Source organism: Sphingobacterium sp. UME9, assembly GCF_014170215.1.
In the GTDB taxonomy this organism is placed as follows: domain Bacteria; phylum Bacteroidota; class Bacteroidia; order Sphingobacteriales; family Sphingobacteriaceae; genus Sphingobacterium; species Sphingobacterium paramultivorum.
Genome location: NZ_LZZP01000005.1, coordinates 775,068 through 787,842, shown reverse-complemented (window position 1 = coordinate 787,842; position 12,775 = coordinate 775,068). Strand labels below are relative to the sequence as shown.

Annotated in this window: 14 protein-coding genes; 13 read left to right on the top strand and 1 reads right to left on the bottom strand. The window is 39.4% G+C overall.

The genetic code is table 11. The annotated features are described in order from the left end of the window. Positions 1 to 31: 31 nt before the first annotated feature. A complete protein-coding gene (metK, locus tag A9970_RS11840; protein WP_182982394.1) occupies positions 32 to 1,285 on the bottom strand; it encodes a methionine adenosyltransferase in 1,254 nt (417 codons plus the stop codon). A gap of 304 nt (positions 1,286 to 1,589) precedes the next feature. Here metK and A9970_RS11835 point away from each other — a divergent pair, with 304 nt between their 5' ends. The 13 genes from A9970_RS11835 to nuoE all read left to right on the top strand — a co-directional run bounded on the left by A9970_RS11835 (position 1,590) and on the right by nuoE (position 12,775). Next, a complete protein-coding gene (locus tag A9970_RS11835) occupies positions 1,590 to 2,468 on the top strand; it encodes a diacylglycerol kinase family protein (protein WP_182982393.1) in 879 nt (292 codons plus the stop codon). 4 nt (positions 2,469 to 2,472) lie between these two features. Further along, complete coding sequence (locus tag A9970_RS11830; RefSeq protein WP_182982392.1) at positions 2,473 to 2,823, top strand: translation initiation factor; 351 nt, start codon at positions 2,473 to 2,475, stop codon at positions 2,821 to 2,823. 432 nt (positions 2,824 to 3,255) lie between these two features. Beyond that, complete coding sequence (locus A9970_RS11825; protein ID WP_120335215.1) at positions 3,256 to 4,080, top strand: MotA/TolQ/ExbB proton channel family protein; 825 nt, start codon at positions 3,256 to 3,258, stop codon at positions 4,078 to 4,080. A 101-nt stretch (positions 4,081 to 4,181) separates the two neighbouring features. Next, positions 4,182 to 4,844 (top strand): biopolymer transporter ExbD, encoded by a 663-nt coding sequence (locus A9970_RS11820; protein WP_075990315.1) that lies wholly within the window; start codon positions 4,182 to 4,184, stop codon positions 4,842 to 4,844. A 24-nt stretch (positions 4,845 to 4,868) separates the two neighbouring features. Continuing rightward, positions 4,869 to 5,426: a biopolymer transporter ExbD gene (locus tag A9970_RS11815; protein ID WP_153844506.1), complete on the top strand. Its 558-nt coding sequence runs from the start codon at positions 4,869 to 4,871 to the stop codon at positions 5,424 to 5,426. A gap of 31 nt (positions 5,427 to 5,457) precedes the next feature. Beyond that, positions 5,458 to 6,342 carry an energy transducer TonB gene (locus A9970_RS11810; RefSeq protein WP_153844505.1) on the top strand — a complete coding sequence of 295 codons (885 nt, stop codon included), beginning with the start codon at positions 5,458 to 5,460 and terminating at the stop codon, positions 6,340 to 6,342. Positions 6,343 to 6,672: 330 nt separating this feature from the next. Then, positions 6,673 to 7,599, top strand: a complete 927-nt coding sequence (locus A9970_RS11805) for a PstS family phosphate ABC transporter substrate-binding protein (RefSeq protein WP_227550073.1) — start codon at positions 6,673 to 6,675, stop codon at positions 7,597 to 7,599. 25 nt (positions 7,600 to 7,624) lie between these two features. Further along, positions 7,625 to 9,406 carry a tetratricopeptide repeat protein gene (locus A9970_RS11800; protein WP_182982391.1) on the top strand — a complete coding sequence of 594 codons (1,782 nt, stop codon included), beginning with the start codon at positions 7,625 to 7,627 and terminating at the stop codon, positions 9,404 to 9,406. Positions 9,407 to 9,525: 119 nt separating this feature from the next. Continuing rightward, positions 9,526 to 9,900 (top strand): NADH-quinone oxidoreductase subunit A, encoded by a 375-nt coding sequence (locus A9970_RS11795; RefSeq protein WP_088163316.1) that lies wholly within the window; start codon positions 9,526 to 9,528, stop codon positions 9,898 to 9,900. A gap of 65 nt (positions 9,901 to 9,965) precedes the next feature. Then, the gene (locus A9970_RS11790) at positions 9,966 to 10,517 is read left to right on the top strand and encodes an NADH-quinone oxidoreductase subunit B (RefSeq protein WP_153844503.1); all 552 of its coding nucleotides are present in this window, start codon (positions 9,966 to 9,968) and stop codon (positions 10,515 to 10,517) included. Continuing rightward, positions 10,518 to 11,015 carry an NADH-quinone oxidoreductase subunit C gene (locus A9970_RS11785; RefSeq protein WP_228280104.1) on the top strand — a complete coding sequence of 166 codons (498 nt, stop codon included), beginning with the start codon at positions 10,518 to 10,520 and terminating at the stop codon, positions 11,013 to 11,015. It abuts the gene before it with no gap. A gap of 10 nt (positions 11,016 to 11,025) precedes the next feature. Next, the gene (locus A9970_RS11780; RefSeq protein ID WP_182330600.1) at positions 11,026 to 12,261 is read left to right on the top strand and encodes an NADH-quinone oxidoreductase subunit D; all 1,236 of its coding nucleotides are present in this window, start codon (positions 11,026 to 11,028) and stop codon (positions 12,259 to 12,261) included. Next, entirely contained in the window at positions 12,254 to 12,775 is a 522-nt protein-coding gene (gene nuoE, locus A9970_RS11775; protein ID WP_075990305.1) for an NAD(P)H-dependent oxidoreductase subunit E, read from the top strand. The genes A9970_RS11780 and nuoE overlap by 8 nt, the downstream gene beginning before the upstream one ends.

Genomic DNA, 12,775 nt, shown 5'->3' with positions numbered 1-12,775 from the left:
CTCCCTCTTATATTTTGATAGATGTTGAATGCTATATCCCAAACTCTTCTTTCACTTTATCGATATAATCCAGTTTTTCCCAAGTAAAAAGTTCAACCTCAATTTGCTTTTTCTCGCCGGTTGAGCTTTCGAATTCCTTGGTTACTTTTCTTGGTGTTCTTCCCATGTGTCCATAGGCAGCCGTTTCTGAATAAATTGGATTTCTCAGACCCAAACGCGTTTCAATTCCGTAGGGAGTCATATCAAACAAATGAGCAATTTTTTCAGCAATCTGACCATCGGTCAAATTTACTTTGCTCGTTCCATAGGTATTTACATAGATTCCCATAGGATCTTTTACACCAATTGCATAGGAAATCTGTACGAGAATTTCATCTGCTACACCTGCTGCCACTAAGTTTTTAGCAATATGGCGCGTTGCGTATGCAGCTGAACGGTCTACCTTAGATGGATCTTTTCCTGAGAAAGCCCCTCCACCATGTGCGCCTCGGCCACCGTAGGTATCTACAATGATCTTGCGGCCGGTAAGTCCTGTATCTCCGTGAGGTCCACCGATAACAAATTTTCCAGTTGGATTGATATGAAACTTAATTTCATCGTTAAATAACAACTGAAGTTCTGGTTTCAATTGTGCTTTAACACGTGGAATTAAGATCGTTTTGATGTCATGTGTAATTTTATCCAACATAACTTGTTCCGTATCGAAGTCGTCATGTTGTGTGGAGATTACGATTGCTTCGATTCTTTTTGGTTTGTGATCGTCACTATACTCAAGGGTAACCTGAGATTTTGCGTCCGGGCGCAAATACTTGATTTCGTTATTTTCGCGACGTAGCTCGGCCAATTCATAAAGTAAGCGATGCGATAGGTCCAATGCCAAAGGCATAAAATTTTCAGTTTCGTTGTTTGCATAACCGAACATGATTCCTTGGTCGCCCGCACCTTGTTCTTGCCTTGTCTTGCGGTCTACACCCTGGTTGATATCAGCAGACTGCTCGTGAATCGCCGAAAGAACGCCACAGGAGTTTGCCTCGAACATGTATTCAGATTTGGTGTAGCCAATCTTTTGGATCACCGAACGGGCTATTTTCTGAACATCGAGGTATATGTTTGATTTAACTTCCCCGGCAAGGACAACCTGTCCTGTGGTTACTAGTGTTTCAATAGCGACGCGAGAATCCTCGTCCCATGCTAAAAAATTGTCTATTAATGCATCTGAAATTTGATCCGCAATTTTGTCTGGATGCCCTTCAGAAACAGATTCTGACGTAAATAAATAAGCCATGCTTTACGTAATTTTTAATATTGGATTTGCGCTAGAATGAAATAACAGCAAAGTGATAAGAGCCGTGATAGCGAAGGGTTTTTAGCACTTTTTTACTGTGGTTGCAATCTCCTTGTCGTTGCCTTGTAACGCAACAGCACGCAAATCAGTCCACATTCTATTTTTTGTGCGACAAAGCTACAATACTTTAAGGATTATTTAAAATCAAATTTATATTTTAACTTTTAAAAGCATAGGGAAGTGCGTTAATTAGTATAAAGATTACATTATTTTAAGAAATTGGTAATTTCCGCTATCTTTGGATATGTCAGAACGTAAACAAATACTGTTTGTTATTAATCCTATTTCAGGGGGGAAAAATAAAACTTCCTTTAAAAAACAAGTGCTGGATGTGCTTGATTTGCAGAAGTTTGATCCTACTTTTCAGCAGACCGCGAGACCGAACCATGCTTACGAAATTGGGCTGAAAGCGGTCAAAGAGGGTTATGATGCAGTTATCGCGGTCGGTGGTGATGGCACGATCAATGAACTGGGATCCGCTTTGGTAGGATCTGGAATTCCATTGGGTATTATTCCTGAAGGCTCTGGTAACGGCTTGGCGCTCTACTTGGGGGTTCCAATGAATGAAGCTGCTGCTATCCGTCGGATTAATCGTTTTGAATCGATAGAGGTGGATTGTGGTCTAATTAATGATAGACGATTTTTTAATATCGCGGGTTTAGGTTTTGATGCATCTGTAAGTGAAAATTTTGCCAATGAAAATATTCGTGGACCTTTGGGGTATATGAAGTCCGTTTTTAATGTGCTCAGCAAGTATCAGCCTGCACATTACAAATTGACGATTGATGGAAAGGTATACGAAAGGCAAGCGTTTATGATCAGTGTAGCGAACTCTCCCCAATATGGAAATAATGCCTATATCGCACCACAGGCTTCGGTTAACGATGGCATTTTAGATGTCTGTATCGTGCACAAATTCCCGCTTTACATTTTGCCAAAGATGATTTTCCATCTTTTTAATAAATCGGCAGATCAATCCAGTTATGTCGAAATTATTCCGGGAAAAAATATACAGATTGAGGTCGATAAGGTTTCACCGGTTCATGTAGATGGGGAGCCGATCGAACTTGGCGATAAATTGGATATTTCAATTATGCCAAAAGCGTTAAAGATAATTTGTTAAGATCATGAGTAAAAATAAGAAACAGTCCTATGAGGGCGTTGTATATTCAACAGATGACAGCTTCAGCTATCAGCTGGCTGATTTTTTTCAGGAAACTGATACGTTACCTGTAAATCAGCAAAACTTAAAAGTACAGCTTGATCGGAAAATGCGGAAGGGGAAAGTTGTTACGTTGGTTACGGGATTTGTTGGAAAAGTAGAAGACTTGGAAAACTTAGGTAAATTGTTGAAAACGAAGTGTGGAGTTGGTGGAACAGTGAAGGACGGGGAGGTCATCATTCAGGGAGAGTTTAAACAAAAGATCTATGATTTGTTACTTAAAGAGGGGTATCGCGTAAAATTAGTTGGTGGTTAAACAAGTATATCAGGGATAATAGTGGCAAATCTAATGAATTGTCTATTAGGCAAGTATGCTTTAGGTGTAGGATGTCTGATTGTTCAAAAACATGAGTAATCACTTACTTTTTGTCGTTTAAAATCCTTGATTTTTTTGCATATCAAAAAAAAAATGGCTTTCATTGTAAAATAATTATTGCGAATAAGCGATTTAGCATAAACTAACAATGATTATATAACGGGAACTGCTGAGAAAAATAACACTGATTAATGGTGTATTCAGTTTTAAAAACAAATTTGATTTTTTTTATATATTTAAGAGGAATATTTTAAATTTGACATTAAATATTAAATTTGCTTTGCAAAATTGGTTTCAAAAGCGAATAAGAGTGCATATAATTTAAACAACATTATATATTTAAACAACAGTAAAAAACTAAAAATTAGAAAAATGGCAAACGCACCTAAAACTGCTGCAAAACAAGAGAGCAACAACGGAGGATCTTTCTTCGCTCAAGCTGCAATCATCATCTGTTTCATCGTTGGTTTCTGTTTATGGAAATTTGTAATGGGTAACCCTACAAACTTTGTTGACAACAATAATGAAAATGCTCCAAATCCAGGTAACTATTTAGGAATGGTTTACCATGCTGGTGCTATCGTTCCTGTTTTGCTTGGTTTATTCTTAATGGTATGGGTTTTCTCCGTAGAACGTTTTATCGTTATCAACAAAGCATCTGGTACAGGTAACGTAGGGAACTTCGTTCGTAAGATCCAAACGTTAATCAATGGCGGAAACATCGATTCAGCGATCGCTGAGTGTGACAAACAAAAAGGTTCAGTAGCAAATGTTGTAAAAGCTGGTTTATTGAAATACAAATCAGTATCTGCAGATCCTGAAGTAAACACTGAAAAAGCTGCTATTGCAATTCAAAAAGAAATCGAAGAAACTACAGCATTAGAAATGCCAATGTTAGAGAAAAACTTAAACGTTATCGCTACATTAGTTTCTATCGGTACATTATGTGGTCTATTGGGTACGGTAACAGGTATGATCAAAGCCTTCTCGGCATTGGCAACAGGTGGTGCTCCAGATTCAGCTAAATTGGCAAACGGTATCTCTGAGGCCTTGATCAATACAGCAACTGGTATCGCGACTTCAACATTCGCTATCGTATTGTATAACATCTTTACTGCAAAAATCGATAAATTAACTTACTCTATCGACGAAGCTGGTTTCTCAATCGTACAAACATACGCTGCAAACCACAAATAAGAACTATGATGAAAGTTTTTGATTTTATTTTATGGAAATCAAAAATCAAAAGCATCATAGGATAGAAGATTGAGTTTTTAATTTAAAAAGAAGAATTTAAAATGGGTAAAGCAAAAGTAAAAAGAGCCAGTACGTCGATCGACATGACAGCGATGTGTGACGTATCGTTCTTACTGCTTACGTTCTTCGTCTTAACGGCGACTGCGCGCCAACCGGAAGCATTGACGGTGGATACCCCAGCATCGACTACGAAAGATAAGTTACCTGATTCAAATGTGGGTATGATCACAATAGGCGATCAAGGTAAAGTTTTCTTCGGTACGACTGATCAACAAGTTCGCGTAAAAGCACTAGAAAGAATGTCAGCAAAATATGGCGTTGGCTTTTCACAAGAAGATTATGATCGTTTCAAATTGATGGAAAACTTTGGTGTACCAATGTCTAAATTGAAAGGATTATTGGCCTTGGATGGAAGTAAGCGTACAGAAAAAGGTCTGCAAACTGGTATCCCGGTTGATAGTACAGAGAATACTTCAAATGAGTTGTATTACTGGGTTCAAAATGCCCGTCTTGCAGCTGAGGAAGTAAATAAAGAAAAGGAGGCATCTGATAAAAACTTCGTGCATCCAGGACCTTTAAAGATGGCTATCAAAGCAGATGCGAATGAAAAATATCCTTCGGTTAATTTAGTTATTGAAACGTTGCGCAATCAAAAGCAAAACAAATTTAGTTTCATAACAGGCATGCGTGCTGAGGAGAAATAATTGACGATTTAATAAGAACAAACAATGGCAGAATTAAATCAGGATAGTGGTAAAAAAGGCAAAGGCGGGAAAGTAAGATCCAAGAAGAATGGCGGTAAGGTCGACCTTACGGCGATGGTGGATTTGGCATTCTTGTTGATTACCTTCTTCATGTTGACTACGTCCTTAAATAAACCGCAAGCGATGGATGTGGCTATGCCAGACAAAAATAAAATTAAGGAGCAACAAAGCGATGAATTGCTTACAGCAGATAATCGTTCACTTACAATTTTATTGGGTTCTGACAATAAAGTCTCTTGGGTGTATGGTCAAGTTGCTCGTCCGATCGAAGGTCCTACTGTTGCCGGTTACGGTGCGGATGGGATTCGTAAGGTCTTAATGGAGAAAAAGGCATATATACCTCGCGTTTCAGGCGGTAAAGACATGATCGTAATCATAAGACCTAGTGATAAATGTACACAACGTAATCTTGTTGACATTCTTGACGAGATGAAAATTGTAGACGTAAAACGCTATATGATCGGAAAGATTACTCCAGAGGAAGTGGAAGTGTTAAAACGTGACAATATCTATAATGATTAGTTATTAGATTGACACAAAAAACTAAAATAAGATGATAGGGTCAAAATTAGATATTTTTAAGAAAGAATGGCTTGACGTCGTTTTTCAAGGCCGCAATAAGGAGTACGGAGCTTATGAGCTTCGTAAGCTAGCGCCTAAAGCGACTAACAGGGGACTTCTTGTCGTTATCGGCATTGTAGTCATAGCCAGTTTCCTTAGTGTTTATGGAAGTAAGCTGTTCCCGAAGAAAGCCGTTGAGGCACCTCCAGCAGTAACTGAAGTTACTTTGGAAGACCTTGAAGAAATCAAACCACCAGAGCCTGAAGAGGAGCCGCTTCCACAAGAACCGGAAGAAAAACCTCAACAAGTGGCTATGGATGTACCGAAAGAAGATTTGGTTCGTTTCCCTGAACCTAAAGTAGCTCCTGCAAACAAAGTTGTGGAAGAAGTTGCTTCTCAGGAAGAATTGAAAGATCCAAATAAAACGCCAGCACGTATTACCTTGAAAGGTAGCCCGACTGGTACTTCTGTTGCACGTGGTGAATTTGGTTCGAAGAAACAAGATGGTGCAATCACTGGGGCTGCAAAAGGCGATCCAAATGGTAATGGAGATGAAATTCTTCCATTTAATGCCATTGAGGTTCAACCAATGCCTATCGGTGGTATGGCTGCATTTATGTCTTGGGTTGGTTCAAACTACGAATATCCAGCTGCTGCAACTGAAAATGGTGTAAATGGTGTCGTTGAGGTATCCTTCGTTGTAGAAAAAGATGGTAGCCTGACAGACATCAATATCAAACGCGATTTGAAATATGGTACTGGTGATGCAGCCGTAAGGTTGCTTAAGAAAGCGAAGAAATGGAAGCCTGGTATTCAAAATGGCCGTCCAGTTCGTGTAGCGTATACTTTACCAATTCGATTGAACCTTCAAAATTAGAATGACAGATTTTAATTCGAATAATAGTTCAAATTATAGACAGAAATCGCCTCTGAAGCGGTTTCTGTCTATTTTGGGACTATTTATGTTTGGCTTTTATTTTGTTTTGGGCCTTTTGATTATATTCTGGGATAATTTTCCCATTGAAATTAATCCAACTTACAAAACAATCTTTGGTGTCGTATTGATTCTGTATTCTTTTATGCGGTTTGTACGGCTTTGGCAAAATAATTTTTAATTAACTGCCCTCTTCTTTTTGGCTACAACCAATTCTCTCTTCAAAAATTAAACTATTTTTTAATTAAACTGTCTTATTTTATGATGTATCATATGAGAAAATATAAAATGGTTCTTGTGATGCTTGGCATCTGTATGGGCATTTTTGTTTCCTGCAAAAATAAAACAAAGCAAGCGAAAGAGGGCGATGATATTTTAACAGGTAAGCTACCTGTTATTGTGGATCAAACTTTGTTGCCTATTGTCCAGGAATCTGCGGATGTGTTTGAGAGCTCTTATCCAAACTCGAATTTGGAGCTTATCGCTCGTCCTGAAATTAAAGCGGTGAATGCATTGCTTGGCGATTCGGCCTATGTGGTTGTTTTGACGCGCAAGCTGACAAATGAGGAAGATAGCTACTTTAAAAAGCGAGGGATTCAACCCAAAATATTCCAAATGGCGTCGGATGCAGTTGTATTGATCAATAATCGTAACAGTGCAGATACTATAATGCCTCAAAAGGACGTTAAGTCTTTGTTGGAAGGTAACTTAGCAGGACAACGATTGATCTTTGACAACGCCAATTCAAGTACACTGCGCTATTTGAAAGATTATTTTAAATTGAACAAAATCGATCCGAAAGCTGTTTCTGCTTTGAAAGATAGTGAAGATGTGATGAAATATGTGAGCGAGAATGCGAATACAGTGGGTGTTATTGGTTATAATTGGTATTTAAAAGCAGTAGAAAAAAATTCGAATTTATTGGAGAAAATTCGTACATTGAGCATCGAAAGTGTTGGTAAGGAGGGAGAAAAGGTCAGTTTTTATCGACCGTCCCAATCGACTATCGCCGACGGCTTATATCCTTTTGTAAGACCTGTCTACATTATGAACTATCAGCCGAATATGGGCTTAGGTTTGGGCTTCAGTGCCTTTTTGACAGGAGATCGTGGACAACGTATTGTATTGAAAGCTGGATTGGTTCCTGCCACAATGCCTGGACGGGAGATCATTATTAGAGATGAAAGTTATATTAAATAGATAATAAATAGTACAAAAATAGATTATGACAAACAGTAAATTATTATTTAGTCTTTTATTGGCGGGATCTGTGGGCACAGTAAGTGCACAAAGTTTGAAAGATGCTAGAGCAGCCATCGAGGCTGAGAATTATGGTAAAGCGAAAACTATCCTTCAACAGTTAGTGACTAAGCAACCTAAGAATGGAGATAATTATTTCTATTTGGGTCAAATTTATTTGGTAAACGACAGAGCGGATTCTGCCGCTGCGATTTTCAACCAAGGTTTGGCTGCTGATCCAAAGGCTACAATCAATAATGTAGGTTTGGGCTATGTTGACTTAATGAAAAAGGATAAAGCGAGCGCTGAATCTAAATTTGCTTTGGCAACCGCAAAATTAGGTAAAAAAGATTATGAACCATTATTGGAAATCGGTCGTGCATATATAAAAACGCCTGAGCCCGATTATGCGAAAGCTTTGGAATACCTAACGCAAGCGAAAGAAAAAAACAAAAAAGATGTTGCAGTTCCTATCGCATTAGGTGATGCATACCGTGGTTTAAAAGAAGGTTCATTAGCCTATACAAGCTATGGTGAAGCGACTGATATCGATCCAAATTCAGTACAAGCGAAAGTTGGACAGGCTGTGATCGTACGTGGCGCGCAAGCATTTGATGAGGCTATCACACAATTGGAAGCTATTGCGGCGGAAACTCCGGCATACGCGCCGACTTACCGTGAATTGGCTGAAACATACAATCAATGGTCTAGATTACCGGGTACTTCTGACGAGAAATATGTCGAGTTAAATAAGAAAGGTGTTGAACAATACAAGAAATATCTTGAAGTTGCGGGTGATAATTCATTGGAAGCTAAAATCCGTTACGCCGATTTCTTGGTTTACGCGCGTCAATATGACGATTTGAAGGTAGTTTCTGAGGAATTAGCTAAAAACCCTTCTGTAGATCCAAAAATCTATCGTTATTTGGGTTATATCGCTTTCCAAAAAGCAAAGGATTATCCGAAGGCTTTGGAATACTTAAACCAGATGTTTAGTAAAATGGAGAAGGATCGTGTAATTCCATTGGATTATATGTATCTAGGTATGTCTGAAATCGCGGCAAATAGTCCTAAGCCAGCGGCTGATGGTACGGCTGGCGTGTTGACAGCAGAGAATACAGCGAATATTCAAAAGGGTATTGCCGATATTAAGAAAGCAATTGATTTAGACAAAGAATTGTTGGGAGAAACAGCTGAGTTGGCATTTGCTAAATATCAAGAGCAAGAATTGCAGACAGCAGCCTCTTTATTTGAATTGGTAGCTTCTTATAAAGACAATAAGACGTATTTGTTTGATGCAAACTATTATGCTGGAGAAGCCTATTACCAAATCGGAGCTAAAGAAGATGCTGGTAGCAAGAATGAGGAACAAGTGGTAGTTAATCAAGAATTGAGAGACAAAGCAATTGCCGATTTGCTAAAAGCACAGACTTTCTTATCTGTTATTGAAACAACAGACAATAAAGAAGCACAAGATAAATATTTGATCAATGCACTTTATTATAAAGCTTTTGCTGCCTTAACCGCGGACAACTTGGAGCAACCTAAAGGTGATTTCGTGGCGCCGTTCCAAAAATTGATCGAAGCTATCAATCAACGTGGGGCACAAGAGAAGAATAAGAATTATTTGATCGATGCAAACACGTATATCGGTCTCTACTATTATGTGAAGCAAGATCTTCCTAAAGCGAAGGAAAGCTTCCAAAAAGTATTGGCAATTGATCCAACGAATGAAGCTGTTCAAGGGTACCTTGGTGCATTGAAATAAGCTTAAGTAAAATCATTCTAAATTAGGCGTAGATAGTAATATCTACGCCTTTTTTGTTTTGTTTTTTACCTTGGAATCTCTATATTTAGAGACAGTTACCAATATAAATTTTAATTGAGATGGAGCAAGCCAATAGTATGCCGATAGATTACTTGCCTATATTTATACAGCTTTTAGTAGCTGTAGGATTTGGAGTAGGTACCATAATTATTACACATCTTATCGGACCGAAAGTCCGTACAGAAAACAAGCTTGGAGCTTTTGAGTCGGGAATTGAAGTTGTCGGAAATGCCAGGCAGCCTTTCTCCATAAAATATTTTTTGGTCGCTATCCTGTTTGTCATATTTGATGTTGAAGTTATTTTCATGTATCCATGGGCAGTCAACTTCCGGGAAATGGGGCTACAGGGCTTGATCGAGATGTTTATTTTCATGGGACTGCTCTTGCTGGGCTTTATCTATGTGATCAAGAAAAAAGCATTGAGTTGGGATTAGATATTCCCGTGATGGTTGGCTCTTTGGGGTCAATGATACTTAAACCTTTATAAAATCGACTTTTCATGAGTGATATAAAATTGGCAGAAGCTCCTCCGGGAGTAGAAGGCGCAGGTTTTTTTGCGACAAGTTTGGACAAAGCCATTGGCTTGGCCCGAGCCAACTCGTTATGGCCTTTGCCCTTCGCCACATCCTGCTGTGGTATCGAGTTTATGGCAACGATGGGCTCTACTTACGATTTGGCTAGATTCGGTGCCGAGCGCCCTAGTTTTTCCCCGCGTCAGGCCGATATGCTATTGGTGATGGGTACCATTGCTAAGAAAATGGCTCCGGTGTTAAAGCAGGTGTATGTGCAAATGGCTGAGCCGCGCTGGGTAATTGCTGTAGGGGCCTGTGCATCTAGTGGTGGTATTTTCGATACGTATTCTGTCTTACAAGGAATAGACGAAATCATACCGGTTGATGTGTACGTACCTGGTTGTCCTCCCCGTCCAGAAGCAATTTTGGATGGCGTGTTGCGTCTACAGGATATTGTAAAGAATGAATCATTGAACCGGAGAAATACACCCGAATACAAAGCGCTGCTTGAAAAGTACGGAATACATATAAATAAATAGATGATGGAAAACAGTTTTTTATTGGATAAGCTCCAAGGAAATTTTCCGGCACAGATTAACGAAATTCAAGATGCACACAATGTATTGACGATTGTCGTGGATACGGAAAATGTGATCGAAGTACTTCGTTTCTTGAAATCGAATAAGGAGTTGCAGTTTATCCATCTGACCGATATTACGGCGGTGCATTATCCGCATTTAGAAAAGGAATTTGCTGTCGTCTATCATATCCATAGTCTCGTTCATAATATTCGAATTCGGATAAAGGTCTTTTTGCATGGACCGAATCCTGAAATTCCAACGGCAACCGTTGTTTGGAAAGGTGCGAACTGGATGGAACGTGAGACTTTTGATTTTTTTGGTGTCAATTTTATAGGGCATCCCGATTTGAGAAGGATTCTGAATGTAGATGATATGGAGGTGTTTCCAATGCGTAAGGAATATCCTTTAGAGGATCCAAATCGCGTAGATAAGAAAGATTTGTATTTCGGCCGTTAATTTATACGATATGAGCGAATTTATAAGCAAGATAACATCTAATCAGCCAGTCTTCGAAGACAACGATCCGCAAGACGAGTTGATTACCCTTAATATTGGTCCCACGCATCCAGCTACGCATGGCGTATTTCAGAACGTAGTACAAATCGATGGCGAGCGTATTGTGAGTGGCGTGTCCACGATCGGTTATATTCACCGCGCATTTGAAAAAATTGCTGAACATCGACCTTTTTATCAAATAACGCCTTTGACTGATCGTCTAAATTATTGCTCGTCTCCAATCAATAATATGGGCTGGCATATGACCGTTGAAAAACTACTCAAGATAGAGATTCCTAAGCGGGTGCAGTACATGCGTGTTATCGTCATGGAGCTTGCCCGTATTGCGGATCATATTATTTGTAATGGTATTTTGGGAGTAGATACGGGTGCTTTTTCGGGCTTTTTGTATGTGATGCAGGAACGCGAGTTTATCTATGAAATCTTTGAAGAAATCTGTGGCGCTCGTCTGACAACGAATATTGGTCGTATTGGAGGCTTCGAGCGTGATTTCAATGCTATAGCCTTTGAGAAAATACGTGAATTTCTGAAACGCTATCCTCCGGTATTGCAAGAGTTTGAAGAGTTGTTTGTTCGTAACCGCATTTTTATAGAACGAACGTCGGGTGTTGCTGCTGTAACAGCAGAAGATGCACTGGATTATAGCTGGTCTGGCCCTATTTTACGGGCGACAGGTGTAGATTACGATGTTCGTGTACAGAACCCTTATTGCTCGTATGAAGAATTTGATTTCGATGTACCTGTTGGCACGACAGGTGATGTATACGATCGTTTCATGGTTCGGAATGCCGAAATGTGGCAATCACTTCGGATTATTGAACAGGCATTAGAGAAAATTGAGAAAGAACCTAAAGGCGTCTTCCATGCAGAGGTGCCTGATTTCTATTTACCTCCGAAAGAACAGGTGTATACCAATATGGAGGCTTTAATTTACCATTTTAAAATCGTCATGGGTGAGGTGGACACACCAAAAGCAGAAGTCTATCATGCGGTCGAAGGTGCAAATGGCGAACTTGGTTTTTATTTGATTCACGATGGTGGGCGGTCACCTTATCGTCTTCACTTTAGGAGACCTTCTTTTGTCAATTATCAGATGTTTGCACCAATGAGTGCAGGAATGCTGATTTCAGATGCCATTATAAATATGAGTAGTCTTAACGTTATAGCTGGAGAATTAGATGCTTAGTGTAAAACAACATAATGAAAATGTAACGTTTTCTCCAGAATTGTTAGCCAAGTTTGGAGAAGTGGTAAGCCGTTACCCCGAAGGAAAGCAGAAATCAGGCTTATTGCCCATTTTACATTTGGTTCAGGCGGAATACGGCTGGGTCAGCGCAGATGCGATGGATAAGGTTGCTGTTTACCTGAATATATTACCGATTGAGGTATATGAGGTGGCAACCTTCTATACCATGTTCCTGTTGCAACCTAAAGGAAAATATGTACTGGAGATTTGTCGTACGGGCCCCTGTTGTTTGGTCGGTGCAGAACGTATCATGGGGCATTTAGAACAAAAGCTAGGTGTAAAGGAGGGGCAGGTCACAAGCGATGGGCTTTTCTCTTGGCGTGGTGTAGAATGTTTGGCTGCCTGTGGTTTTGGACCAGTCTTACAGATCGGTCCTGAATATACATTCTATGAGAATCTGACAGAAGATAAAGTCGACGAATTGATTGATAATTTAAAAGCTAAAACAGAATAA

Bases quoted from the DNA above. Each gene is read 5' to 3' on its own strand.
- metK (WP_182982394.1), bottom strand. From the start codon at position 1,285: ATGGCTTATTTATTTACGTCAGAATCTGTTTCTGAAGGGCATCCAGAC.
- A9970_RS11835 (WP_182982393.1), top strand. From the start codon at position 1,590: ATGTCAGAACGTAAACAAATACTGTTTGTTATTAATCCTATTTCAGGG.
- A9970_RS11830 (WP_182982392.1), top strand. From the start codon at position 2,473: ATGAGTAAAAATAAGAAACAGTCCTATGAGGGCGTTGTATATTCAACA.
- A9970_RS11825 (WP_120335215.1), top strand. From the start codon at position 3,256: ATGGCAAACGCACCTAAAACTGCTGCAAAACAAGAGAGCAACAACGGA.
- A9970_RS11820 (WP_075990315.1), top strand. From the start codon at position 4,182: ATGGGTAAAGCAAAAGTAAAAAGAGCCAGTACGTCGATCGACATGACA.
- A9970_RS11815 (WP_153844506.1), top strand. From the start codon at position 4,869: ATGGCAGAATTAAATCAGGATAGTGGTAAAAAAGGCAAAGGCGGGAAA.
- A9970_RS11810 (WP_153844505.1), top strand. From the start codon at position 5,458: ATGATAGGGTCAAAATTAGATATTTTTAAGAAAGAATGGCTTGACGTC.
- A9970_RS11805 (WP_227550073.1), top strand. From the start codon at position 6,673: ATGAGAAAATATAAAATGGTTCTTGTGATGCTTGGCATCTGTATGGGC.
- A9970_RS11800 (WP_182982391.1), top strand. From the start codon at position 7,625: ATGACAAACAGTAAATTATTATTTAGTCTTTTATTGGCGGGATCTGTG.
- A9970_RS11795 (WP_088163316.1), top strand. From the start codon at position 9,526: ATGGAGCAAGCCAATAGTATGCCGATAGATTACTTGCCTATATTTATA.
- A9970_RS11790 (WP_153844503.1), top strand. From the start codon at position 9,966: ATGAGTGATATAAAATTGGCAGAAGCTCCTCCGGGAGTAGAAGGCGCA.
- A9970_RS11785 (WP_228280104.1), top strand. From the start codon at position 10,518: ATGATGGAAAACAGTTTTTTATTGGATAAGCTCCAAGGAAATTTTCCG.
- A9970_RS11780 (WP_182330600.1), top strand. From the start codon at position 11,026: ATGAGCGAATTTATAAGCAAGATAACATCTAATCAGCCAGTCTTCGAA.
- nuoE (WP_075990305.1), top strand. From the start codon at position 12,254: ATGCTTAGTGTAAAACAACATAATGAAAATGTAACGTTTTCTCCAGAA.